Genomic DNA, 23,153 nt, shown 5'->3' on the forward strand with positions numbered 1-23,153 from the left:
GCGCGGGATGCACAGCGACAGCGCGATCACCCTCATAGGCTCGCTCGCGTTCGAACGACTTCGTACACCACATGGGGGAATCGACATGAAGAAGCGACTTGCCCAGATCGTCACGACCGCGACCGCGGTGGCCGCGCTCGGGCTGGTCACCGCCGGCACGGCGAGCGCCGCGACGTCCTCGTGCTCCACCTCGGGTGGGACGCTCTGCACCAGTTCCAGCATCCCGGCCAACAGCGGCCACCAGGTCTGCTTCGGGGGCAAGCACAACGCCATCGCCCAGTGGGGACGCGCCGAACTCTGGGACGCGGACACCGGCGTGATGGTCGGCTCCATCGCCACCAACGGCTTCCGCTGGCAGCAGACCTGCACCGGAGGACTGTACGGACAGCACTACTACCTGCGGGGCACGGGCGGCTACTTCTACGGCGAGGTCTGGAACTGACCCGACACCCCCCGCCCACCGGAGCCCGGAGCAGCTTGACACAGGCCGCCCCCGCCGGTCCCGAACCGGCGGGGGCACCGCCCGTTCAAGCCGCCGACTCAGGCGTCCCGACGGCCGGTTCCCGGCGCAGGGCTCCGCCGTACGCGGCGCGCGGTACCCGCTGGAACCCATCCCGTACGCCTCACGGAACCACCGGCCGAAGACCGCCGGGCCACTGAATCCCCACCGCGCCGCGATGATCCGCACCTGGCCGGCGCCAGAGCCCTCGCCACCGAGTGCGGTACGACACCGCTCCAGCCGCCGCCACCTGATCCAGCCGCGGACGCCCTCGCCCTGAAAGACCTGGTGGAGGCCGCGCAAGGAGCCGTTGCGGCAGGCGGCCACGGCCGACGGGGCCGGCCCCGGATCGCCGAGGTCGCGCTCGGCGAAAGCGCGGGCCCGCCACAGCAGCAGGTTCCGCACCGGCTCCGCCCATTCCAGACCGGAGAGAAGGTCGCGGACCATGTCCGCGTGCCGGCTTCCGCCGTGCGCCCACACCAGCCATCTGCCGGCGCGCGGCCGCTCGGGCCTCAGGACGAGCCCCGGGACGGGGCGGCCAGGTGCGGGGACACGTACCCGCTTCCAGCTGGCCGGAGACGACTGAAGCCGGGTATGCGGAGCCATCGGACGTTCCTTTCGTGAGGGCGTCGTATGCGGACCGCGGCCCCCGGCGGCCGTATGACCGGTTCGTCACGAGGTGGAGCTGCCCGAGGGCGCGGCCGTCCCGGGTGTCCTGGTGCGGAGGTAGAGGGCGGTGGTGAGGGTGCCGGTGAGGACGATGGCGGCGTTGACGATGACGGCGGTGGTGATGCCGTGGCGGATGTCGAGGGCGGTGGCGGCGATGGCGCTCATGACGGGTGTCGGTTACCTGTGTAGTTGCAACATGACTATCTCCTTGAGCTGGGTTGTTGCACTTCTAATGGTGGGAATTTCTAGGTGGCCTGACCTGCATGGCTACATCCTGCTTCGATCGGATCATGCCTCTGAACTGTGATGCGGCAGTTTGAATTCGAGATGTTGCAACTACAGAGGTAAATCCTTTGAGGAGGGACGCTGGCGGGGACGCGAAAGATGTCGGGGGCGTGTCAATGAGTGACGCCGAGGCCGTGCCCGGCAGGCGGGGACCGCCGGCGCAGGTAGGCGCCTGAAAGCCACTCCAGCCCGGCTGCACAGCGACACCTTGCGCCCGGGCGACGAAGGATTGTCAGTGCCCACGGATAGCCTTCGCCGCTATGACCACGACGCGTCGTCCCGCCTCCGAACTGCCTGCCGACCCCGCGCACCTTCGACTGTCCTACAGTCACCAGCACCCTGCCGAGCCCTACGACTTCGAGGACACCCTCGAGGCGTGGCACGTGTCGATCCGCGCCTACCACTTCGAGGAAGACGAGTGTGAAGGCGGCTGTACCGAAGCGTGTCAGGACCGGATCGACAACGGCAGCAGCATCGGCCACCTTCAGCTGTGGCGGCTGAGGGACTACACCGGCGACAACCGGTGGGAGGCGGCCGACGCGGAGTCCGGTGACCTGGAGTCCATCGCCGCCACTGTCTTCGACGCCCGAACCAACGAGTACTCGCAGGACTTCGAGGAGTTCATCGAGTGCCCGGTCGGCGATCTGCTCATCCTGGACCGGGTGTTCCTGGACAAGGAGTGGCGCGGCTTCGGACTGGGACCGGTCTTTGCCGCGGAGGCGATCCGGCGCCTGGCCGGCGGCTGCTGCGCGGTGGCAGCCCAACCCGGGCTGGGAGAGCTGCCGGACGGCGCTCACAAGGTCCCCCGCACCTACCGCGAGCAAGCCACGAAGAAGATCGCCGCCTTGTGGCGGAGTATCGGCTTCCGCGACTTCACCGACGATGTCCAGCTCCTCGACCCCGCACTGCGCGAACCGTCAGACCAACTGCGCAACGCCCGACAGCACCTCGCTTCCCTCTCCCACGCCTACCAGGGCCAGACCCTCCGCAGGCGTGCGTAGGCGAACCAGAGCTGAACAGCTTCCCCCGGGGGGCATCGACTCGGCCGGCCGTGCACGCCGCGAAGCCGCCACTGAGGCGCGAAATGCATGGTCCATGTCAATCCATTGAGTTGCGCGGTTCCGGTCACGCCTGCTGCTGAGGGCGGCCTTGCCTGACTGTCAGAGCGCGGTGCCATACTCGCCCCTTCCGGGAGAACTCCGCCATGTGGAGGACCTGCCGGGGTTCTCTGACTCTGCCGGCCTGATGCTTGTGGGGGATTGCGCTCTATGTCTGACTTTCCGGCCCCGAGTTCGACGGGGGTTCGTATTGCTGGTGACCGTTATCAGTGGCTGGTTGCGTGGCAGGGATGTGTCACGGCTGTGCGGGACTTCGAGCTGCGCGTCCCGAACCCGGTGGTGGCGGTCGGCGTCGAGGTGGGCGGCGTGGGAAACGTGGATGACGTCGTCCTGTGGCGGCAGGCGCCGCCTCACACATACATGCAGGTCAAATACGCCGTAGACAGTTCCACCCCGGTCAACGAGGACTATCTACTCAGCCCCAGTGACCAGGGCGGCCCGTCGATCCTGCACAAGCTGGCGAAGGCTTGGCGACAGCTCGCCAAGGACAGTACGCCGGTGGATCTCGCGTTGCTGAGCAACCGGTTCCCGGACGCGGGCGATCCGCTGGTCTCACTTCGGGATTCCCGCACTCAACTGCTCCTGCCCAAGGCGGCGCAACAGGGGCCCAGATCGAAGCGGGGGCAGGCACGCGGGCGCTGGGCCCACGGCGCCGGGCTGACCGAGGAGGAGCTGCTGGAGCTGTTGAAGGTGCTGCGCTTCGACCTGGCGCGAGACGTGGGGCACCTGCACGAGCACTTGCAGATGTTGATGTTCGCTGCAGGACTGCGGTTCGACGAGGAGTCGATGCACGCCGGCGCCGACTGGGTGGCGCGCCAGGTTGCCGCAGGGCAGCGTCGGTTGTCGCTGGCAGACATCAAAGAGGCGATCCGGGCTCTGCGTCTGGAAGCCGGCTCATCGCGTGCGGTGGTGTCCGTTGCCACTTTGAAGCCGGATCCGATGGCTGAGGACGCGGACTATGCGGTGGACTGGACGGACCGCTTCGAGGGAGCTTCGGCCTATCTGAAGCGGCGCCCGCTGTCCCCGGCGACCTGGGCTCAACTGCAGACGGACATCGAATCCGCGCCGCACCGGATGCCGCCTGGCACGACCGCGGTTGCTGTCACCGGCAGCCTTCGTCTGGCACCTGCGTTCGTGGTCGGGGCAGCCTTCCGGATGGTGGCCGGTGTCGACCTGGCCGTGGTCCAGCGTGGGCAGCTGTGGTCATCCACGACGCAGTACGAGACGCCGCTTGCGCCGGCCGTCGACGAGCATGCCCTCGGACTCGGGCCCGATCTCGCCGTGGCGGTGGCGGTCGCCACCGACCCGACGCAGGATGTGCTGGATTTTCTTCGCGAACAGCAGGTGCCTGTGTCCCGGCTGCTGGTCTTGCGCCCGCCTGCGGGAGCGAAGGACAACTCCGTGCCGGATGCGGCTGCCGCCAACGCGCTGGCCGTCGGCATTCGGGACCTTCTGCGCCGTGAGTGTCGTGCCAACCCCGCGATCCACCTCTTCCAGGCCGGCCCGATGGGCCTGTCCTTGCTGCTCGGCAACCGGTGGAACCGACTGCGCCCCACCATCGTGTACGAGGACGTCAACGCACTTCAGGTGTATGAGAAGGCCTTCGCCATAGACGCGTGAGGAGCCGCGCATCCTCACGGTGAATCCGCTGGGGGAGGTGGTGCTGCGCCCTGTGCAAGCTGCAGATCGTGGTGGACCAGCGTGATGCGGTCGCGGGCCGTAAGCCAGCCCAGTGCGACCGCGATCGGGAGCGGGCCATGGAAGAACAACAACCCCTCCACTGCCGCGTTGCCGCCGAGGCGCTGGGCCCATTCCTGCCGCGCGGCAAGCCAGCACTCCCAGACGTAGGTGGTCACCGCGGCGTGGAGAGCCGAATCGTCGGGCAAGTAAGGGGTTCCGATGTCGCTGACGACGTAGGCGCCGCACGGACCGTTTACACCGCTTGTGTCCGTGCCTGGCAGCTGATAGCCGGTGTGGTGTCCCGACCCGTAGGTGGTCTGTCCGGTTGCCGCTATGTGAAGGGCGTCGTCGACCATGGAGCCGGCTGATGCCAGGCGTACGATCACCGCGATGTGATGGCGTCGCTGTCCTGCTTCGGCGGGTAGCTCCACGAGCCGCGGACGGCCTGTCCCGGCAGCGTCCAGGTGCCGGCTGACCTGATTGCGCTGATGGGCATCGAGCGGGGTACGAAGCGAGCTGCTCAGGCCGACTCCAGGAACCAGCGAACGACCAGCCTGCTGCGACAGATGCATGACGTTCAGCGACAACTGGGGATCGTCGGCCAGACGACGCCCCAGACGGAATCCGTCCCGTAGATGCGCAAGTACATACAGCACCACTTCGGGCTCGGTCCGGTTTCCTGAGCGCAACTCCTCAACCTGCGCATCGATCAGCCGGGCGACGAAGTCGACAACGTCCGAGTCGCCCTGCGTGGACCCTTCACCTGGCCACAGGGCTGCTCGGTCGACGACCAGCGTCACGTTGTGTGCACCGCGAGAAGCGTTCTTGAGTGCTACGACCCGCGAACCCTGCGTACGGCTTGCCGGGTAGAGACTGACCACCACGCCGAGCCCGCGCGGGCGCTGCAGAACCCACCCCACCAGCACCAGGGCGAGAGCGCCGGCGAAGACTACGCCGAACACCCACAGGCGCGTGGTCCACTGTTCCAGGATGCTCGGCACGACGCCGAGCGCAACGGCTGTGAAGGCCGCCATCAGTACGGTGCCGCAGCCTTCCCGGGAGAACAGCAGTTTTCTCAGCTGTCGATGCCATCTCACACACGCCCCCACTCTCTCTGGCCACCGTTACGTACCGCAGTGTGCTGCTGCGCGCCCCGGATTCCAAAGGCGGAGTACAGATCTTCCAGCTGCCCGCGGCGCTCCTGGCCTCCTGCCGGCCGACGCTGGGCGCCGGGGCTCGTTCGCGGAGCTTCCCAGCAGGAGACAGTCGACCGGCGAATACGCCTCCCACCTGCACGGATCCGTGGGCCCGACACGGAGAGAAGCCCCCCTGCGTGATCGTTTAGTTCCGGTGCAGCGGGTTTGTCAGTGGTGAGTCGTAATGTGGTGAAGGAGCAGCCACACAGATGCCGGTTCGCGGTCACCAGCTTCCAACCCGGGGGCTGAACACCGCAGGGTGCACCCTGGCTGAACGACTCGCCGAGGAGGCACGTGGCATGGGACCGACAAGCTGCTCGACGCAGCCCCAACGGCTTTTCCTCCACCAGGCTGCTGCCTCCATCTGACCAGCCTGACCCTGTCACCGGTGAGCCAGACTCACCGCTGTCCGACGCATTGACAACGAGGATCGGAGGGCCTGATGGCTCACCTCAAGCAGCAGTTCAAGACGGCGCTGAGCTCCATCGAGCCCGGCGCCGACAAAGACAACGCGCCGGAGGCTCATCACCTCGTCAGCGATGCTCTCAAGGCCGACCCGAAGCTCGCCGAGTACGGCGTCAGCCCGGTACTGATCGGCTCCTACAAGCGCAACGTGTCGATCCGCAGGATCAAGGACGTCGACGTATTCGTGCGCCTCGCCGATGTCCCCCGGGACGTGACCTCGCAGGACATCCTCGACAGGTTCTTCAAGGTCCTGCACGCGGAGTTCCGCACCGACGCCGACGGGCGCCGACGTACCAAGCGTCAGGACCGCAGCCTGCAGGTCTCCTTCCCGGACTACGACCTCTACGTCGACGCGGTGCCGGCCCGGCCCTACGGCGACGGTACGTGGGAGATCCCGCAGAAAGGCGAGGACAACAAGTGGGTGCGCACGAACCCCGACGGGCTGACGGAACTGTCCAGCGCGATGAACGCGGACCACGAGGAGTACTACGTACCGACCGTCAAGCTGCTCCGCCAGACCCGTCGTGCCCTGCTCGGTAAGAAGAAGCTCGGCGGATTCTTCATCGAGATGGCGGCCTACCAGGCATTCGCCTCGGGCCTGGTCTCGGGCGACGACCAGGCGGAGTACTACGTCTCCGCTCTGCGGGAGGTCAGCAAGATCGTCGACAACTTCGTGACCTACGGCATTGCGGTGACAGATCCGACACTGCCGGGACACACCATCAGCATCCGAGCAACCGACGACGAACTGAACACCGCGCGTGAGCGTTTCGCCGACGCTGCAGCGTCGGCGGAAGCAGCGCTAGCGGAGGAGGACGAGGGGCAGGCTGCACTGGCGTTCCGGAAACTGCTGGGAACGAACGGCGATGGAGACACGGTGTTCCCGATGCCGAACGGCTTCAACGACGACGGCAGCAAGAAGGCATCGGCCATCTCGCCCGGCGCTCGCGCCGTTCCTGCCGGCAGGGCGACCTTCGGGTGACCCCTGACGACTTCGACGAGAACGTCGCCTACGCCCGGCAGCACTTTGAGGAAGGCTTGATCCGCGCCAGGTTCAAGGAGGTCGAAGCAGGATGGGAAGGACCTGTCCCGCGCGCGACAGGAACGACCCGTGTCCTGATCAACCTGCCGCCCCGCTTTCCGTTCGTGCCCCCGAGAGTAGAGCCGGTCGATCACGACGCGGTGCCCTGGTCCTGGCACCGCGAACCGGACGGCGGCCTGTGCCTGGTCGCCGAAGACGATCACGAAGGGCTGTGGTGGGCAGAGGCACCGGCGTTCCTCGCCCACGTCACAGCGTGGTTCGACCAGGCGGACAACGGCTGGAGGGGCGACCGACCCGACCTGGACCTCGACCGGTACTTCCAGCAATCCGCAGACCACCGTCTCTACCTCTATGGCGACCTCCGCCCATACCTTGGCCACTTCGTCCGCTTCAGCCCCTCCAACAACAACACGATGCGAATCGGGCCCGGCACCAGTCCCAAGAAGCCCCGTACGCGCAACAAGCACCGCTTCGGATATGTAGCCGATCTGGGCGAGCTGGACGCACCGCCGCGGACCTGGGCGGACATCTCCGCCCGGCTCGCCTCGAGCGCGGACCTGGACCGCAAAATTCGCCGGCACTCGATCACCGCCGTCGTGCTGCTCTACCGGCGCGGCACCCACGAGGGCGTGATCCTTCTGGACGTAGCACCCACGAAGGAAGCAGGCACAGCGGTCACACGACTGCGTTCGGCCGCAGACACCGAAATAGCGCGGACCATCCGCGCAGGCGTCCTTGCTCCCGAACTGCGTGAATCCAAGGTCGCGATCGTCGGCACCGGCGCCCTGGGATCCTTCATCGCCGACACGCTGGCACGCTCCGGCGTGCGTCACCTCACTCTCATCGACGGCGATGTCGTCATGCCTGGAAACCTCGTCCGCCACCTTGTGGGACCAGAAACGGTCGGCCTGCTGAAAGCCGAAGCAGTCAAGCAACACCTCGTCAAGCACAACAGAACCCTGGCCAACAACATCACCACCATCAACCACGCACTCACATCAGCCGCTGACGTCTTCGACCACCTGCAAAGCCACGACCTCGTCGTGAACGCCACAGCCGATTTCGCCACCACTGCCCTCCTGCACCTGAGCGCCCAGACGCTAGGCATACACATCCTCTCTGCAGCACTCCAGAACGACGGTAGGACCTACCGCATCGACGTCCTGCCGCCCCTCGGCAACGCAGCACCGCTCCCGCCTTCGGCAACCAGCACCGACACCGAGACACCCCCACTGCTCGAAGCAGGCTGCGGGAGCCCGATATCCCCCACACCACCCCACGCAGTGATCGAGGCAGCAGCCGCAACCGTCCGCCACGCCCTCGGCCTCCTCGTAAACCGCCCTCTCCACCCCGCAGGCGAGACGCACAACCTCCACCTCCCACCGGAAAAGAGCCACCAGTGACCCGGCCGGCAACACGGATCGATCTGCGCCAAGAGGCGTACGAGGTCATCGCAGTAGCCACCGCCAAAAAGCTGCCACAGGAAACGGGCGGCATCCTTCTCGGTTACGGACAAGACACCGACATCGTCGTCACCCATGCCCTCGAGGTCGACGGAGAAGGAGCATCCACCCACAGATACGTGCGAGACGACGTCACAGCGAACGCGCTCCTCGCAGCCTTCCTGACCGAGCGAGCCAGCGACGATCCAACCGGCTACATCGGCGAGTGGCACAGCCATCCCGCCCCTGTCGGACCGAGCCCCACCGACATCACTGCCATGAAAGCAATCGCCAGGGACCACGACGGCCCCCTCGCACTCGTCGTCTACACGCCCAAAGGAACGCACCCGCTCTTCGGACGGATCACCAGGCGCCAACGATGGGGACGCGTCACGAGCAAAGCAGTCACGGTCCTTCCGCCGCCGCCGAGGTTCGAAGCACTCGGCCCCCTTCCCGCCGACGCTGTACGAGCTGACGGCCCCGTGTTCATCTCCTACCGGCAATCGGACGGAACCCCGCAAGCCGAGTCGATCGAGAACCTGCTCAGAGCCGCCGGTCTCGTCGTGTGGAGAGACCACAGAGACCTGCGCCCGGGCACGACAACCGACCGTCTCGAGCAGGCCCTGACCCAAGGACTCTCAGCAGCCGTGCTCGTCGTGACACCGGAGATCGCCCACAGCGACATCGTCCGGGAACGCGAGCTGCCGCGGCTGCTCCAACTCGACGAACACCCCGCCTTCAGCCTGTGCATCGCGAACACAACCGCCAGAGCGGGAAGCCCCACACAGTGTGACTACGACGCACCCGACCGACTCCTCAGACTCGCCCCCTCCCGGACCCTCGCCGACAAAAAACAGAACAACATGCTCCAGCCGACCGGCGAGAGCGAGATCGTGCGCGACCTCCTGATGCACCGAACCGAACAGCGCAAGCCCGCCACCCACAGCGAGGACCGACCCTTCACGATCCGAGTCCAGACCCGCCCCGTACCCTTCGCCATGGACGCGGGCGAGGACGACCTGCACATCCGCATCCAAGCCGCCAACGAAGGGCGCCTGCCGTCACGAACCGGCCTCCAGCTCCTTCAGACCACGTTGCCCCTGACCAGCGACGCCGTCTATGCCACGCGCGCGCGAACAGTGCGTATCGGCGGCGGAGCACATCTGTCCGTGGCTCTTGCCCTGGGCGCGGCCCTACCCGAAACCAAGATCGGCAACGTTGAGGTGGTCGATGCCAAAAACGCTCTGTGGGCATCTGCCGAAGCCGGTGACGATCCGCTGACCGGGGAACTGCACACGCAGCCTGTCGACTTCGGGAAATCGGAGTCACACGACGGCCAGAACCGCGTCGCGGTCCTGGTCAGCCTGACCCCAGATCCAGACCTCACCGCATTCGAACGGCTCCTGGACCAGTCCGGCGGCGGCTTCACCGAGGCCGCCATACTCACGGTCGTCGGGGAGGACCGCCTCGACCCGCGCGAAGCCGCACGGCTCAGCACAACTGCCGCGCAACAGATCAAAAGACTGGCCGCACGACATGGCCATGCGGAGGTACACCTCGCCTTCCACGGCCCGTACACGATGGCTCTACTTGTAGGGCGACACCTCAACACACTGCGCACCGTCGTCTACGAATGGGACAACGCCACCCTTGGGAAGCCCCTCTACGCCCCAGCCCTCGTGCTCGAGCCAGGTGTTGCCGGCGGCCCGATCACCGAAGTCCTGCTCAACCCATAGACATGCCAACAAGCATCGCGGCACGCGGCGACCACCGCGCAATGCTGTGGCAGTGCCGCGACCGCACTTGGCTCACAGTCATGCGCGGGCCTGCAGTCCGGCGCGCAGACGGTTGATGACCTGCCGCCACTGGCGGGCCTGCCCTCGGTCGGGAAACCACGCCTGTTCAGCCTGAGCATCCAGGCTGCAGAGCCCGTCGAGCCGACTCAAGTACTTCTCCACATCGGCCGTGCCAGAGTCAGAAACTGAGATCTGGATGAGGTGGTGCAGACGGTGTGCTGCCCGGTAGTAGGCGACCTGGACATCGCTGAGCCGACGCACCGCGTATCCGCCGCACTTGCTGCAGGCATTAAAGCCCTTGGCGTACAGCAGTTCCTCGATGCTCACCTTCTCGTCGTGCCGATCAACTCCGGCGTAGGGGCGTCGGTGCGCGCAGCCGGGGGAGTGGGCCCGGCCCTGGAAGCGACCGAACGCATCCGTGGTGTATGCCTGCACGGAGGCGAGTACTCCCAGAGGAAGGCCAGAGCCATCGGCCCAGTGCTCGTCTCCCTCTGGTGCGAAGGGCTCCAGGTCCAGCTGTTCCATCGCCAGCAGTCCGTTCCACACTGCCCTGGCGAACGGCCTGAGTGGATAGCCCTGCTCGTCTTCCGCGACGGCCTCGAGATCCCGCAGATCCGGCAACGAACGCGCCAGAGCCAGAGATTTCAGCGCCTGACGAACCTCCCGCTTCTCCCTGCACAGCCGCACCAGGACCCGTTCGCCCTCCGCTGCGCTCAGACTCCGGCCGAACGCCTCCTCCTCCGGGTCGTACACCGGCCGAGCCCACACGTCGTCGTTCTCAACCGCCTCTGCGGCGGACGGCCGCAAGGCAGCATCGATCAGAGCGTCGGGGAGGTCACTCGCGGCGGCGAGAATGACACCCTGCCATCCGGCCGCGCAGCGCTGTTCCAGGGCGCCCAGTGTCATCACTTCCACACCGGCGCCCAGGCCCAGGACCACGTACAGCTGTTCCGTACCGCCTGCTGTGTCGCGCAAGGCCCGCAGGTGCTCCTGCCTCAGCAGTTGGCGGCCATGCACCGGAGTGTCGTCGAACACTCCGGGCCCAAGAGCAGGGCTCATCTCCAGAGCCGTCATCCTGTCTCCGGCCAGGGGCTTCTCATCGTCCCGATGTTCGTACACGAGCGGGGAACGCTGCAACAGCAGGCGGGCCGCGATCGGCTCCGGCACTCGCAGGGAGAGGACCGGCTCAGCCCCCGCCCAATCCACCGAGACCGTATACGTGGCCAGCACACCCCATTCCCACTGACTGAGCTGCTCGAGCACAGACGCCCTCCGGCCGGACGCCGACAGGAAACCCCCGTCAAGAGCTACGGCCAGGACCCGCTCCCCGCAGTCGCCTGCGACCGGCCGGGCAGCTTCCTCCGCCCAGGCCCCCAGCAGCACCTGGGCCCGCTCCAGCATCTGATCCCGCCCCTTGCGCCGACTGCTCATCCCTCGGGACAGCCGGTAGGCGAGATACTCCTGCTCACGCGGATGGTCCCAACTGTCCTCCACCGCGCTGCGCCACTGCCGCCACAGTGACATCAACGAGTCCGCCACCTCGCCGCGTGTACCCAGCAGGGCGAAAGCGGGATCATCGACAGGAAGATCCGGTTCCTTCATGACCGACACCGCTGCCGCCAAGACCAGCGCATCTGGGGCGACCAGCCGACCGGCCCGTGCCCGCAACACCTGAAGGCGGTCCGACTTCCGCTGCACCCGCGGCTCAGCCCAGGACCTCAGCCAGGGAAACATCGCGACGACGCGGAGCACGCGGTGCAGGCTGACCAGCGCGTCGAGCCACTCGGCCACGACGGATTCCCGCACCCGCCGAGCTTCCCGCACCTCCTCCCAGTGATCGTCCTCCGCGTCCTCCCCACCGGTCTGAGCGCTCTCCTCGCCGCGTACAGAGGAAGACAAGAGCAACGAGGCAGCCTCGTCCAGCTCCACATCATCGAAGCCGTCTTCGCCGTCGCAGCAGCGGTCCAGTTCATACAGCAGGCCCATGCCGGTGACCGCGTCCAGGAAGACGGCCAGCCCCGTCCCGGGGCGCGCCCACGATCCGTACGACGCGCACTGGGTGCACAGTCGGCCGACAGCCGAAGCGTCCAGCTGCACCTTCCGCTCAGCTACAAAAGCGGAACGCACGTAAGAACAAGAGGACGTGGAGTGCAGCTTCGCGTCCTTCGCCTGCGCCGACCACAGAGTGACAACAGCACCTTCGAACGGACCGAGCGGCACGTCCGGCGTCAGCAGACCGTACGACATGCAACCTCCCCCTAGCGGTGGCGCGAGCATAGCGACGGCCACTGACATCGACGCCCAGCCGCCGGCCCTTACCCGTTACCCCCAGGACTGGAGAGTGCGCCATGCCTTTGCAGACGAAGGCCCTCTGCGGCCACTCAGGACCTGCCGCCATGGGCAGCCAGGCACAAACGAGATGCCGGCCTAGCGAGGCACCCCCGGAAGCAGAGCCGAGGCCCCGAACTGAGACAACGCCTCTCGCGCCGCTGCGATCATGCCGTCCAGACGCACCTTGAGCTCCCCCAGTTCCGGGGGAACACCCAGCTCCTCGCCTTCAGCGGCGAACTCGCCCAGAACGCCACTCTCCACAAGGGAGTGCAACCGACCATGCAGAGCAGAGAACAGGTCCATGACCCTGTCAGCCGCCTCAACGACCTCCTCAGGACCCTCCAAAGCCACCTGAGCCCGCACCCGCTCCAACTCGTCAATGAACTGCTCGTCCTCCAGGACAAGCAGCACGCGGCCGTATCCATCACCAGGCCCGTCGCCCCACGCCTCGTACAGCCGCGAACGCATCCGGTAGACCAGCGCCACGAAGTCACCATAGACACGCCGCCGCGGTTCCACCGCCTGCAGCAGATGCGCCGACTGCAACTGGCCCGCCATCAAGACCTGCTGGCTCCGGATCTGCTCCCGCTGGCTCCTGCGACTCCACCAGCCGCTCAGCAGCGCCGGCACACCCGCCAGCACCCCGCCCGCCACTGCAGCCACCACTACCGCCCACTGTTCATCCATGCTGGCCATCATTACGCAGACGAACTCGGCCCTAGCCTGACCCTTCTTGCGATCCCTCCCGACGGCGCCCCGAGGGCAGGTCCACACTCGCCCAGTCCGGCAGAGGCAGTGTGGACGGTGGAGAAAGAACCATAAGCCATCAGAGAAGACCATCCCGCCCTCCCGGCTACAAGGAGGCCGCACCCGTGCGTGCGGTCTCGCCCCGGCCGAAGCCCAGGGCGAAAGAGGTCGTCCGACTCTGCCGCCGCTCCAGGAACTGTCCTGATGTGATCGTCGAGCTGCTCACCGCACGGTAAGTCTGTGAGACCTCGCCCACGGAAAGGACGCCGAAGACACGATGCGAAACGACTCCCGCTCGGCACCGCTCACGCCGGAGGAACGCTGGGGTGATCTGGGCTTGTACGGAGCACGTGGCATGTCCGGCGGCGAAGCACTGGCACGCCAGCTCGACTACCAGGCCAGCAGTCGGCTTCCCTCGGTGAACACCGCGCGCGGACTGATCATCAGGCTCCGCTACCTCACCTGGAACAACCGAGACGACCACTGGCTACGCAGAGCCGGGATCACCGCCACAGACCGGACCATCGCCCGATGGAAGAACGGACAGCAACGCCCCCGACCGGCCAGCCTGAAGAAGATCGACCGGGCGTTCTGGACCTGCCGCCGCGCCCATCTGGCCGAGTACTACAAGCGGCGCCTGTGGGATGACGGCCGCGGCACGCGCATCGAGATCCACCCGGTCGACCAGGAGCAGGTCGATTCCAGCCGGCGCAGGGAGCTCCGCATGCGCCGCATCACCGTACGGAGGCAATGGGCGGCCATCGTGGACGCCTGGAGCAGCAACGACTACGCCGCACTCGATGACCTGTGGCAGTCGATCGTCAGCGACCTCGGATCAGACCACAATGCGTACAGCTATGTATCCCACCTTGGATTTGCCGCCTGATCCCGCCCTGACTGCCGGCTGACAAGCAGCCCGAGAAGCGCCAGCTACCGACGGACGAGGTGCCCGCCCTCAGTTGGGCCTGGGAGTGCAAGCGCCCGCGCGTACGGTGCCTGCCCAGCTGCCGGTCCGTGACTGCTGCTGGCCACGTGCCTCCTTGGTCCCGCACGAACTCGTACGGGACCAAGGAGGCGCTCATGTTCCTGTTAGTCGGCTGTGATCACGTTGAAGAACAGCACCGCGGCGAGAAACTCTGAACCCCAGCCGGCAGGGCAGCGGAAGCGGCCTGCCTGCACGTGCGAAGCTACAGCCGCCGGGCAGGTGGTGTCGTCGCCAGCGTGGGACTCCGGCCCTGCACGCGCTCATGATCCTGATGGCTGGTCCAGCTGGCGACAGACCGGTACAGCGCCACTGCCCTACAAGAGGTAAGAGGTGCCGAGGGCTCCGCCGTAGTGGGAACTCTCGCAGGGCCCCGCAAGTGTGCGGACGGATGGCAGACTCCCAAAATCCGTGCGGCGGCCCAGAGAGCGAGAGTCCACGCCGTCATGTCGGTGCTGAGGCCTCGGCGCACACGCACAGTCACCATCCTGTTTGTGCCATGGCCTGAAATCCTTGCCGGCGGAGGCGGCGGTGGTGGCCCTTCTGGCCGGACAGCCTCGGCCTCCCCGAGCCGGCGCATCACGCCGTGTCCGGCTTCACCCGGCCCATACCGGGGTGGCAGAGCAGCACTCGACCAGGCACCTTGCTTTGCCCTGGCAAACGTGCCGTCGAGTGCCGGAATCGTGCTCGCGGCAGCTTGCGGCCTGGCAGGGCATGCTGCAGGGGCCCGGTCGTCGCTCCCGGGGAGCGGCGACGACCGGTCGTGGATGCCGAGACCGAGGGGGAATCACGCCGGACGATTCCGGAGACCACGGAGACGGGCTTCGAGATGCCCGGGGGTGAACGGATCTTGCTGGGCCGCGCCGCGAAGATCCCGCGCTCCTCGGCTTCAGGTGCACCTGGTCCCTGTCTCCGTCCCGCGAGGCGGAAGTCTCCATCGCCTCCTGCGGCCGTCGCGCACCCTGTTGTTACGCCATGCCGAAGGCCTCCGCCTTACGGTTCCTGCACCGGTCTCGACCGCCGTGCCGGGTCCGGTCATGAGGCCCTCCGGCCGGACTGGACGCCACGGTCGCGATGCCCTGCCGTTCGTCTCCGGTCCGGATGTCCCGAACACCGGCGGCTGTGCATGCCCGCCTTCCGGCGTGCATGTCCGGGTGCCGGCTCCCGCCCGGACGCGCGGGGGCCGGCAAGGTCGCGGCGTGGAGCAGTCCGTGGGGGAGCGCGGCGGTGTGGGCCTGGCTCGTGTCCGAGGGCGAGGAGATCTCCATGGGCATGCCGAGCCCTTCTCGCGCGGGGTTCCTGGGGGCCGCATCCGTGGCAGCATGCAGACCGTCCCGGCGGCCCTGTCTCCGTGCGGTACACCTGGTGACCTGCGGCGGAGCGCACGCATGAAAAAGCCGGTGGCCCCGGGCAGCGATGCTGCCCGGGGCCACCGGCCGGATGATCAGGTACTACCGGGAGCGGTTGCCGCCCCGGCCCCCGGCACCCTTCTTCTGCCGCCGGGCGGGGGGACGGCGCGTCGGCGCCGGGCCGTCAGTATGGGACCCCGTCTTCTTGTACACGAAGAACAGCAGGCCCACCGCGACGACCAGGGTCACGCCGGCGGTGACGGCGATGCCGACCGGGCCGAAGCCCACCCACATCGCCAGCGCGCCCGCCGCAGAAGGCGGCACGAAGACCACCAGCATGAGCAGCAGGCTCACCACGCCCACGGAGATCGGAGAGCCCTCGCGCAGGGTGCTGCGCAGGCGCAGCCCGCGGGGGGTCAGCTCGAGGTCGACGTGGTCCATCTCCGGGTCTGCCCGGCGCGTCGGCTCCTCGTTGGAAAGGTCGACGTTCTTCCTTACGGCCATCTTCGGCCCCTTCGTCTCATCTAATACTTCGGCCCCCCGCCGGCTGACGGGGAGTGTCCCACCTTGAAGATTACCAGCCGTATGCATGAACGCCGTATGTCATCAGAGTCATATGTGCATGTCAGTGCGGTAGAAGTGCGAATGATGTGCTGCTGCAACAATCTTTCCAAGGTGCGCGCGTGGGGGCACGGGAGGTCGAGGGGTGTTGCTCAGACTGCTGGGGAGCCCCGCCTCGGCGGTGCGTGCTGCGAGTCTTGATGACCGTCGTGATGGTGTGAGTGGGGCTGGAAACAGCTCCCGTGCTACTTCACTGTGAGTGACCGAGCTGACGCTTCCGGTGGTCGCTTTGGAGCAGCAATTTGATGCTCAAAACCTGCATCGTTAGCTTGACTCGCGCACATTTTGAGAGCACAGTGTTCCTACAAGCCGATCTCGCCGAGGGGAAACGGCTGCAACTGGCTCCTGATCGGCGAGGTCGGGATCCGCGAAGGGAAGGAAACTGTCATGCCGAGAAGTGCTGGGGGCACCACTATTGACGGAGGCCGTCCAGCTGCTTCGGGGCGATCGACCAGCCCGCTGGAGAGGGTCACCGTCAACCTCACGGGGCGGGCGTCCAAGGCACTCGAACGCACCGTTGAGCTGACCGGGGACAGCAAGACGGACAGCATCAACCGAGCCTTGTCCGTGTACGCCTACATCGAGCAGGTGCTGAGTGAGGGCGGCTCCATCATGGTGAGTGAGACGCCCGACAGTCCACCGCAGAAGCTCCTGATCTTCTGATCCGCTAGGCCTGGTCCCGTCCATCGGGTTGCCTGACGCCGGCTTCAAGAACGACTCGCGCGCACAACTGCTACTTCTGCCCCTGAGTGTCCCAACGCCTTGGCAGGCCCCTTTCGTGCGTGTGATCCGTTCCCAGCCACCCAGACCCCTGATGAGAACGGCCTCCCATGGCCTTCAACGGCACAGCAGACTGGCGAACCCGGGGAATCAGGGTTCGCCAGCCTGCTGTGAACGAAGGCAGCGTGTTCCCCACTCGACGTGAAGCCCGCAGGATCCCCCCTGCCGGCGCAGGTAGGTCCGGGAGCGTGGCTCACGACACACCTGCCACCTCGCGTCCGCGCTGCAGCAGGAATGGACATGCTCCGCCCCACGGTTCGCGCCAAGGATCTGGGTCTTGCTGATGAGGCATTTCCCCACCAGAGGCGCCCAACGCCTCATCCAGTTCCTCGAACGCCCCGAAACGGTTCCTGAGCATGGGGAACCGCCGCAGATCGGGTTCCTCGGAACCGAGGATCTCCTCAGCCAGATCCAGCAGACCGCTGTCATCCGGGCGCGCCTCGTACTCGTTCATGAGCTCGTAGGTGAGGTAGCCGGGATACCGGAGCCAGAGATCCAGCTTTTGTAGACGCACCTGTGTCCCACCACCCCCACTGCCTCGACCGGGGCGACGAGGCCTGCAGGGACCGACTGAGCTTCTTCAACGGCCGCCCTAGAGGGTGAATGATCCTGTGGGGTTGACCGGCCTTTGAACTGCAGCGGTGTTCAGCTGTCACGGATCAGGCCGTCACCCGATCGATGTTCTGAAGAAGCTCACTGGGCGGAAGCATCGATCAGGAGCAGCAGCCGCACCGCGTCCTGCCACCGGCCTGCCCGGCGGACACCGTCTGCAAAGGCCATCAGCCCCCATTCTGTGCATCAGCGCACTCATCATCCCCGGCGGTACAGCGGGCACCGGTCACGAAGCCGGAACTCGCCCTCGCCACTACACACCCCCATGCAGGCACCGCGGGCAGTCCGTGTCTGGACTGTTCACGTGGGACACAACACGGCATCTGTCAGGTCAGGTCATGCCCACATTGGTATGCGACAGCGCCGCCTGCGAGACGGCCAGCGTCGGCGGGCCATCAGGCCACGAGCTGTGCCGATGCCTCACACCGAGCCCCCGCGCCCGAGCGAGGCGGTCTGCCACCCCGGTAAAGCAGGCCGGCATCACCTACGGGCTGCGGGTGACATCCAGGTTTGGGACGTATAAGCATTAACCTGCGGACAAGTCGTACAGGCACTGCTCAGCGGGGCCACAGGGGCGCTCTTAGAGCCGGTGAGACACCAGTGCAATAACGACACCGGCCTCGTTTGGCCGCAGCAGAGCCTGATGCCAGCATCGCTCCACGCAGCGGTCCCCATGCTTAAAGCAGCCAGGCCAGCCCAGTTGTTGGCAGGCTCGCGGAAGGATTACCCCCATGCCTGATCGCATGATCCGCGCCACCCGACGGCGCGCGGCCTCTCACCACCTACGCATTCCGGCAGTCGTCTGCGTCGTCGCTCTCATCGTTGTGCTGTGGCGCCCGGCTGCGGCTCAGGCCGTCACCTGCGCTGTCCTCATCGAGGCCCTGCTGAACCTGTACAACGCCCCAGACCGCATACACCCCCGCGCGCCACAGGTGAGGGACCGCGCTTACGGACGCCGACATGTCACGGCCTGAAACGCCCATCGCCGACGGCGCGGCCTGCGCACTTGCCGCCTGGCTCCGCGCCCGACGCCATGCGGCCCAGCTCAGCTACCTCGACCTCGCCCAGCGCACATCGCTCAGCGCCTCCACGCTGAGTCGCGCCGCGTCCGGAAACAGGGTCCCGTCCCTGGCCGTGGTCCGTGCCTACGCCCAAGCGTGCGGCGCCGACCCGGATGAAGCCGAACGCCTGTGGAAGCAAGCCTGGTACGACTCGACGGCGAAGAAGCGCCCCCTCCGCTACCGGATCCATGTGGACTGCGTGCGAACCTACGCTGACCTGCACGCCGCGCTGATCGACCTCTACCACCGGCAAGGAAGTCCTCCATACCGGCAGCTCGAGGCACGAGCCGGGGGTCACGGGCAGCTTCCCCACGCCACCGTCGGCCGGGTCCTCAGCCGTCAGAGTCGGCCCCGTCAGGAATTCGTCCTGGCCTTCGTCCAGGCCTGCGGCGACAGGAGCGGCTCCCAACTCGCCGCCTGGTCACGCGCCTGAAAGCGTGCCGAGGAGGACCGGCTCTCCCGGCTGCCTCCCCGGCCGGCCGTCGCTGAACACCACCTTGAGCGTGAACTCCGGTTCTCAGCCGACACCGACGGCGCCCCGAAAGTGCAGATGACACCCCTGCTGGACAGGTTGCTGCGCACTGCCCCGGCATCATCGCGACGTGAAGGCAGAGGAGTGCCTTGCGCTGGGTGCGGTCACCGCATCACTACGTACTCCGATGCCGCGGCAGCGCTCGGCCCCCTGATGTGGTGCTTGTCCTGCGGATGTCGCCACCACCCAAGCCGGGGAAGCGCAACTGGTACTGGACCGGATGCCGGCGAGCCGGTGCCCCGGCACAGGCTCCGCCGGGACCTGGAGTGAGATCAGGCGCGGCCGGCGACAGACCAGGTCATCGTGTCATCTGGTTCCGGGGGTTCGTCGCCGAACCGCCACGGCAGACACGTGATCCGTTCCAGGTGAGTGTCTGATGGGGCGTCCTCGTGAGGATGCGGCGCTGGCAGCTGGCGCCACTTGCCCTGCACTGGTCGGCTGACGCTCCGGTGCAGCGGGGGCATGCTGTGGTGCTGCATCCAGAGGTCCACGGGCGTCAGCGCGAGATCCGCGGGCATCTGCCATTCCTCCAGCATGGCGCCCACCGCAGCAAGCCATGCCGTGTCGTGTTCGGCGCTCCAGGTGCGCCGCATGCGACGGCGTTCCCGGGCCGCGAGCATCCATGCCAGTCGCATGGTCTCGGGGTAGGACACGAGCGGCGCCAGACGAAGGTCACCGCCAGCCTCCTCGCCCAGGAGCCGCCCCCGCGCTTCCCACACCGGCGGGCCCAGCTCGGGGACGTTCCACCAGAACGCCGTGATGTGCAGGGCATCGGCAAACAGGGCACGCCCGCCGGCACCGAGCCTGCGCTCCAGCCCCGCCCGGTCACGGTGCGCCCGGACCACCTCGGGCACGTTCTGCAGAGGCAGCCAGGTCGCACCGTCCTCGCGGAGGTTGTCCAGCCACCGGTGGTGCCGGGCGCACACTCTCCACCGGGTCACCGACACCAGGTACACATCCGACGGATGCCGCCTGGCCGCGGCACACAGATCACACGCCCGCACGAGAAAGACGCCCCTAGCCTCCCACTGCGGCCACCTCCACACCGGTCCCGGCCCCGCCTTGAGCAGGCGATGCGGCGCGAGGCTGGGCAGCGCCCGCTGCAGGACCTCCGGGCCGTGCGCGGTCAGTGCCGCCAGCCGCTCGAGCGCGCCCGGGTTGAGGTACACCTCGGTGTATCGCGGATGCATCGCTTTGCCGCCCTCGCCGACGAGGCCCATCAGGTCGTCCAGCGGCATGTGGTTGAGCTGCGCGAGCCGGCCGATGAACGACCCCGTCGACTCGTCCGCGATCAGCCGCGCCTGCCGCGGCAGGCGCTCTGGCGTCTTCCACGCCTTGCGCCGCGCCGTGCTTTTCCTTGTCGCCACCCGTCTCAGCCCCCTCACCCCGCTCCAGTTCGGCCGGAGACAACCGCAGAATGTCTCAGACTCCCCGCGCCACCAGCGATATCCGGCCGGATCTCCAAGATCCCCGACTTCCCGCTGGGCCCGCCTCGTACGGTGCGTCGCCAGCACCACACCGGGGCCCGGGCCGGGCGCCCGTCAGCGAGCCCGAGGAACACCACGTGACACCCGCTCCGCCGCGCCTGCGTCCGCACCAGACCGAAGCCGCCGACGCGGCCCTGGCCGCTTTCCAATCCGGCGAGCGCCGCGCCACCGTGGTGTCGGCCTGCGGAACAGGGAAAACACTCACCGCCGCCCACATCGCCGAGCAGGCCGCGGGGGACGGGCACGTCCTGGTGGTCGTCCCCACCCTGGAACTCCTCGCCCAGACCATCCAAAGATGGCGCCAGGCGGGCCGGGACGGCACGGCGATCGGTGTCTCGTCGATGAAGCAGACGACAAGCGGCCTGGGCACCGAGCAGGCGATCATGACCACCGACACGGATGCCGCCGCCCAGCTGATCGAGCAGGCCCGCGGCCCGGTGACCGTCTTCGTCACCTACGGCTCCCTGCCCCGCATCCGGCACCTCCACGAGCAGTACCGGATACCGGCGTGGGACCTGGCGGTGATCGACGAGGCCCACCGCGCCACGAGACGCTCAGACGAAGGATGGGGCGTCATCCACGACGACGCCCAGATCCCGGCGAAGCTCCGCCTCTACATGACCGCCACCCCGCGCATCTTCCGCACCCCCGCACCCGCGAGCGGCCTCACCTCGCTGTTCGAGTCCATGCCCGACGCCACCATGGACCGCGTCGACATCTTCGGCCCCACCGTCTACCGCCTCGGCCTGGCCGACGCCATCGAACGCAAAATCCTCGCCGACTACCGCGTCGTCATGCCCGTCATCGAAGACACCGACCTGCGCACCATCCTCACCACACCGCCCGCCGGCACCAGCCACCACAACGGACTGCGCACCGCGGCCCTCCACGTCGCGGTGCTGCGCGCCATCGCCGACCACGACCTGCGACGCGTCCTGGTCTTCCACAACCGCATCGCCGCCGCCCACGCCTTCGCCAAAGCCCTTCCCGGCACCGCCAGCCAGGTGACCGGCGACCTGACAATCCCCGACCTGTGGTCCCACGCCGTCGACAGCACACAAAAACCCTGGCAACGCCGGTGGCTGCTCCACGGCTTCGACGCAACCAGCCGGCGCGCGGTCCTCAGCAACGTCCGCGTCCTCAACGAAGGCGTCGACATCCCTGCCATCGACGCCGTCGTCTTCGCCGCCGCCCGCAAAAGCGTCATCGACGCCATCCAGTCCATCGGCCGCGCCCTTCGCCAGCAGCCCGGCGAGGGCAAGAAAGCCACCCTCGTCATCCCCGTCTACCTGCCCGACGGCGCCAGCGCCCACGACATCCTGGCCGGCACCAGCTTCGGCGGCCTGTGGAACATCCTCCAAGCCCTGCGCGCCCACGACGACACCTTCCTCGACCGCGTCGCCATGCCGCACACCAGCGGCTCCACAAGCCGCCCCACGCGTAAAGTCCACTACCACCTGCCCGAACGCGCCCTCGAGATCGCCCACGCCCTCGGCCTGGAGATCACCCTTCCCCCCACAGGCGACTGGGACCAGGCCCACGTCAGCGCCACCTCTTACCACGACACCTACGGCCACCTGGACGTGCCCGCCGACTACACAGGCCCGGACGGATTCGCGCTGGGGGAGTGGATCGGACACCAGCGGACCCGGCACACCCTCGGCCGGCTCAGCCCCGAACACCGAACCGCACTCGACACCCTCGGCATGCTGTGGCTCCCGCCCGAAGACGACTTTCCCCGCATGCTCGACCACGCCCGGGCCTGGGCCGCCCAACACGGACACCTCGCACCACCCCACGACGCCACACACGGCGGCCACCGCGTGGGCCGCTGGATCGCCGAATGCCGGCGCAAAGCCAAAGCCGGCACCCTCGCCCCCGCCCACGACCAGGCCCTCACCGACATCGACCCCTGGTGGAACCCACCCTTCACCGTCACCCGGCGCCGCTTCTACGCCTACGCCAAAACACACGTCGAACAGCACGGCAACGACCACGTCCCCAACGCCTACAAGACACCCGACGGCGTTCCCCTGGGGCAGTGGATCAGCCGCCAGCGCAACAACTTCCACACCCTGCACCCCGCCCAGGCAGAGCTCCTGCTCGCCATCCACCTCGGCCCCCGCGCCGCGAGCATCTACCACGGCCGCACGGAACGGGACCGGGAGTTCCGCGAGTACCTTCAGGCGGCAGTCGCCTACCTCACCCGCGAAGGACACCTCAGAGTCCCGGCCAGGCACGTCGAGACCCTGTGGAACGACCACCCCGTCCGCCTAGGCACCTGGATCCACAAGATCCGCAAAGCCCCCGGCGACCTGACCGAAGAACAACGCCAGGCCCTGGCGCGCGTGCACATGGTGTGGGACCCGAAATTGGGTGTCCGTAAAACACCCCGAGCGGCCAAAGCCAGAGCAACGCCCCGGGCCTGACCTCTCACCCTCGGGCGGGCACAGGCCGCG

The 23,153-nt window shown here is 67.4% G+C and carries 16 protein-coding genes; 9 read left to right on the forward strand and 7 right to left on the reverse strand.

Features of this window, described 5'->3' with window-relative positions; genetic code table 11:
* The first annotated feature begins 85 nt into the window (after positions 1-85).
* Complete coding sequence (locus IE219_RS32090) at positions 86-442, forward strand: hypothetical protein (RefSeq protein WP_229850200.1); 357 nt, start codon at positions 86-88, stop codon at positions 440-442.
* 729 nt (positions 443-1,171) lie between these two features.
* Here the strand turns inward: IE219_RS32090 and IE219_RS29755 are convergent.
* Complete coding sequence (locus IE219_RS29755) at positions 1,172-1,333, reverse strand: hypothetical protein (protein ID WP_189983141.1); 162 nt, start codon at positions 1,331-1,333, stop codon at positions 1,172-1,174.
* Positions 1,334-1,713: 380 nt separating this feature from the next.
* Between IE219_RS29755 and IE219_RS29760 the strand changes: the two genes are divergently transcribed.
* Positions 1,714-2,454 carry a hypothetical protein gene (locus tag IE219_RS29760; RefSeq protein ID WP_189983143.1) on the forward strand — a complete coding sequence of 247 codons (741 nt, stop codon included), beginning with the start codon at positions 1,714-1,716 and terminating at the stop codon, positions 2,452-2,454.
* 360 nt (positions 2,455-2,814) lie between these two features.
* Complete coding sequence (locus IE219_RS29765) at positions 2,815-4,191, forward strand: SAVED domain-containing protein (protein ID WP_229850202.1); 1,377 nt, start codon at positions 2,815-2,817, stop codon at positions 4,189-4,191.
* 14 nt (positions 4,192-4,205) lie between these two features.
* On the opposite strand, the gene IE219_RS29770 is transcribed toward IE219_RS29765, so the two are convergent.
* Entirely contained in the window at positions 4,206-5,285 is a 1,080-nt protein-coding gene (locus IE219_RS29770; RefSeq protein ID WP_189983147.1) for a hypothetical protein, read from the reverse strand.
* 604 nt (positions 5,286-5,889) lie between these two features.
* On the opposite strand from IE219_RS29770, the gene IE219_RS29775 reads away from it, so the two are divergent.
* The 3 genes from IE219_RS29775 to IE219_RS29785 are packed head-to-tail and all read left to right on the forward strand — an operon-like array spanning position 5,890 to position 10,132.
* Positions 5,890-6,894 (forward strand): nucleotidyltransferase domain-containing protein, encoded by a 1,005-nt coding sequence (locus tag IE219_RS29775; protein ID WP_189983148.1) that lies wholly within the window; start codon positions 5,890-5,892, stop codon positions 6,892-6,894.
* Positions 6,891-8,357 (forward strand): ThiF family adenylyltransferase, encoded by a 1,467-nt coding sequence (locus tag IE219_RS29780; RefSeq protein ID WP_189983150.1) that lies wholly within the window; start codon positions 6,891-6,893, stop codon positions 8,355-8,357. The genes IE219_RS29775 and IE219_RS29780 overlap by 4 nt, the downstream gene beginning before the upstream one ends.
* Positions 8,354-10,132: an SAVED domain-containing protein gene (locus IE219_RS29785; RefSeq protein ID WP_189983151.1), complete on the forward strand. Its 1,779-nt coding sequence runs from the start codon at positions 8,354-8,356 to the stop codon at positions 10,130-10,132. Before IE219_RS29780 ends, IE219_RS29785 begins: the two co-directional genes overlap by 4 nt.
* 78 nt (positions 10,133-10,210) lie before the next feature.
* On the opposite strand, the gene IE219_RS29790 is transcribed toward IE219_RS29785, so the two are convergent.
* Positions 10,211-12,439: a hypothetical protein gene (locus tag IE219_RS29790; RefSeq protein WP_189983153.1), complete on the reverse strand. Its 2,229-nt coding sequence runs from the start codon at positions 12,437-12,439 to the stop codon at positions 10,211-10,213.
* 180 nt (positions 12,440-12,619) lie between these two features.
* Positions 12,620-13,210: a hypothetical protein gene (locus IE219_RS29795; RefSeq protein ID WP_189983156.1), complete on the reverse strand. Its 591-nt coding sequence runs from the start codon at positions 13,208-13,210 to the stop codon at positions 12,620-12,622.
* 415 nt (positions 13,211-13,625) lie between these two features.
* On the opposite strand from IE219_RS29795, the gene IE219_RS29800 reads away from it, so the two are divergent.
* On the forward strand, positions 13,626-14,156 hold the full coding sequence (locus tag IE219_RS29800) for a transcriptional regulator (protein ID WP_229850204.1): 531 nt from the start codon (positions 13,626-13,628) through the stop codon (positions 14,154-14,156).
* A gap of 1,547 nt (positions 14,157-15,703) precedes the next feature.
* On the opposite strand, the gene IE219_RS29805 is transcribed toward IE219_RS29800, so the two are convergent.
* Positions 15,704-16,105 carry a hypothetical protein gene (locus tag IE219_RS29805; protein ID WP_189983160.1) on the reverse strand — a complete coding sequence of 134 codons (402 nt, stop codon included), beginning with the start codon at positions 16,103-16,105 and terminating at the stop codon, positions 15,704-15,706.
* A 1,090-nt stretch (positions 16,106-17,195) separates the two neighbouring features.
* Entirely contained in the window at positions 17,196-17,456 is a 261-nt protein-coding gene (locus IE219_RS29815; RefSeq protein WP_189983164.1) for a hypothetical protein, read from the reverse strand.
* Between the two features lie 1,118 nt (positions 17,457-18,574).
* Between IE219_RS29815 and IE219_RS29820 the strand changes: the two genes are divergently transcribed.
* Positions 18,575-19,108, forward strand: coding sequence for a helix-turn-helix domain-containing protein (locus IE219_RS29820; RefSeq protein WP_189983165.1), 534 nt, complete (start codon positions 18,575-18,577; stop codon positions 19,106-19,108).
* 371 nt (positions 19,109-19,479) lie between these two features.
* Here IE219_RS29820 and IE219_RS29825 read toward each other — a convergent pair whose 3' ends face one another.
* A complete protein-coding gene (locus tag IE219_RS29825) occupies positions 19,480-20,574 on the reverse strand; it encodes a TniQ family protein (protein WP_189983167.1) in 1,095 nt (364 codons plus the stop codon).
* Between the two features lie 197 nt (positions 20,575-20,771).
* On the opposite strand from IE219_RS29825, the gene IE219_RS29830 reads away from it, so the two are divergent.
* Positions 20,772-23,123 (forward strand): DEAD/DEAH box helicase, encoded by a 2,352-nt coding sequence (locus IE219_RS29830; protein ID WP_189983170.1) that lies wholly within the window; start codon positions 20,772-20,774, stop codon positions 23,121-23,123.
* Positions 23,124-23,153: the final 30 nt, after the last annotated feature.

This window comes from Streptomyces termitum, assembly GCF_014650175.1.
Classification (GTDB): domain Bacteria; phylum Actinomycetota; class Actinomycetes; order Streptomycetales; family Streptomycetaceae; genus Streptomyces; species Streptomyces termitum.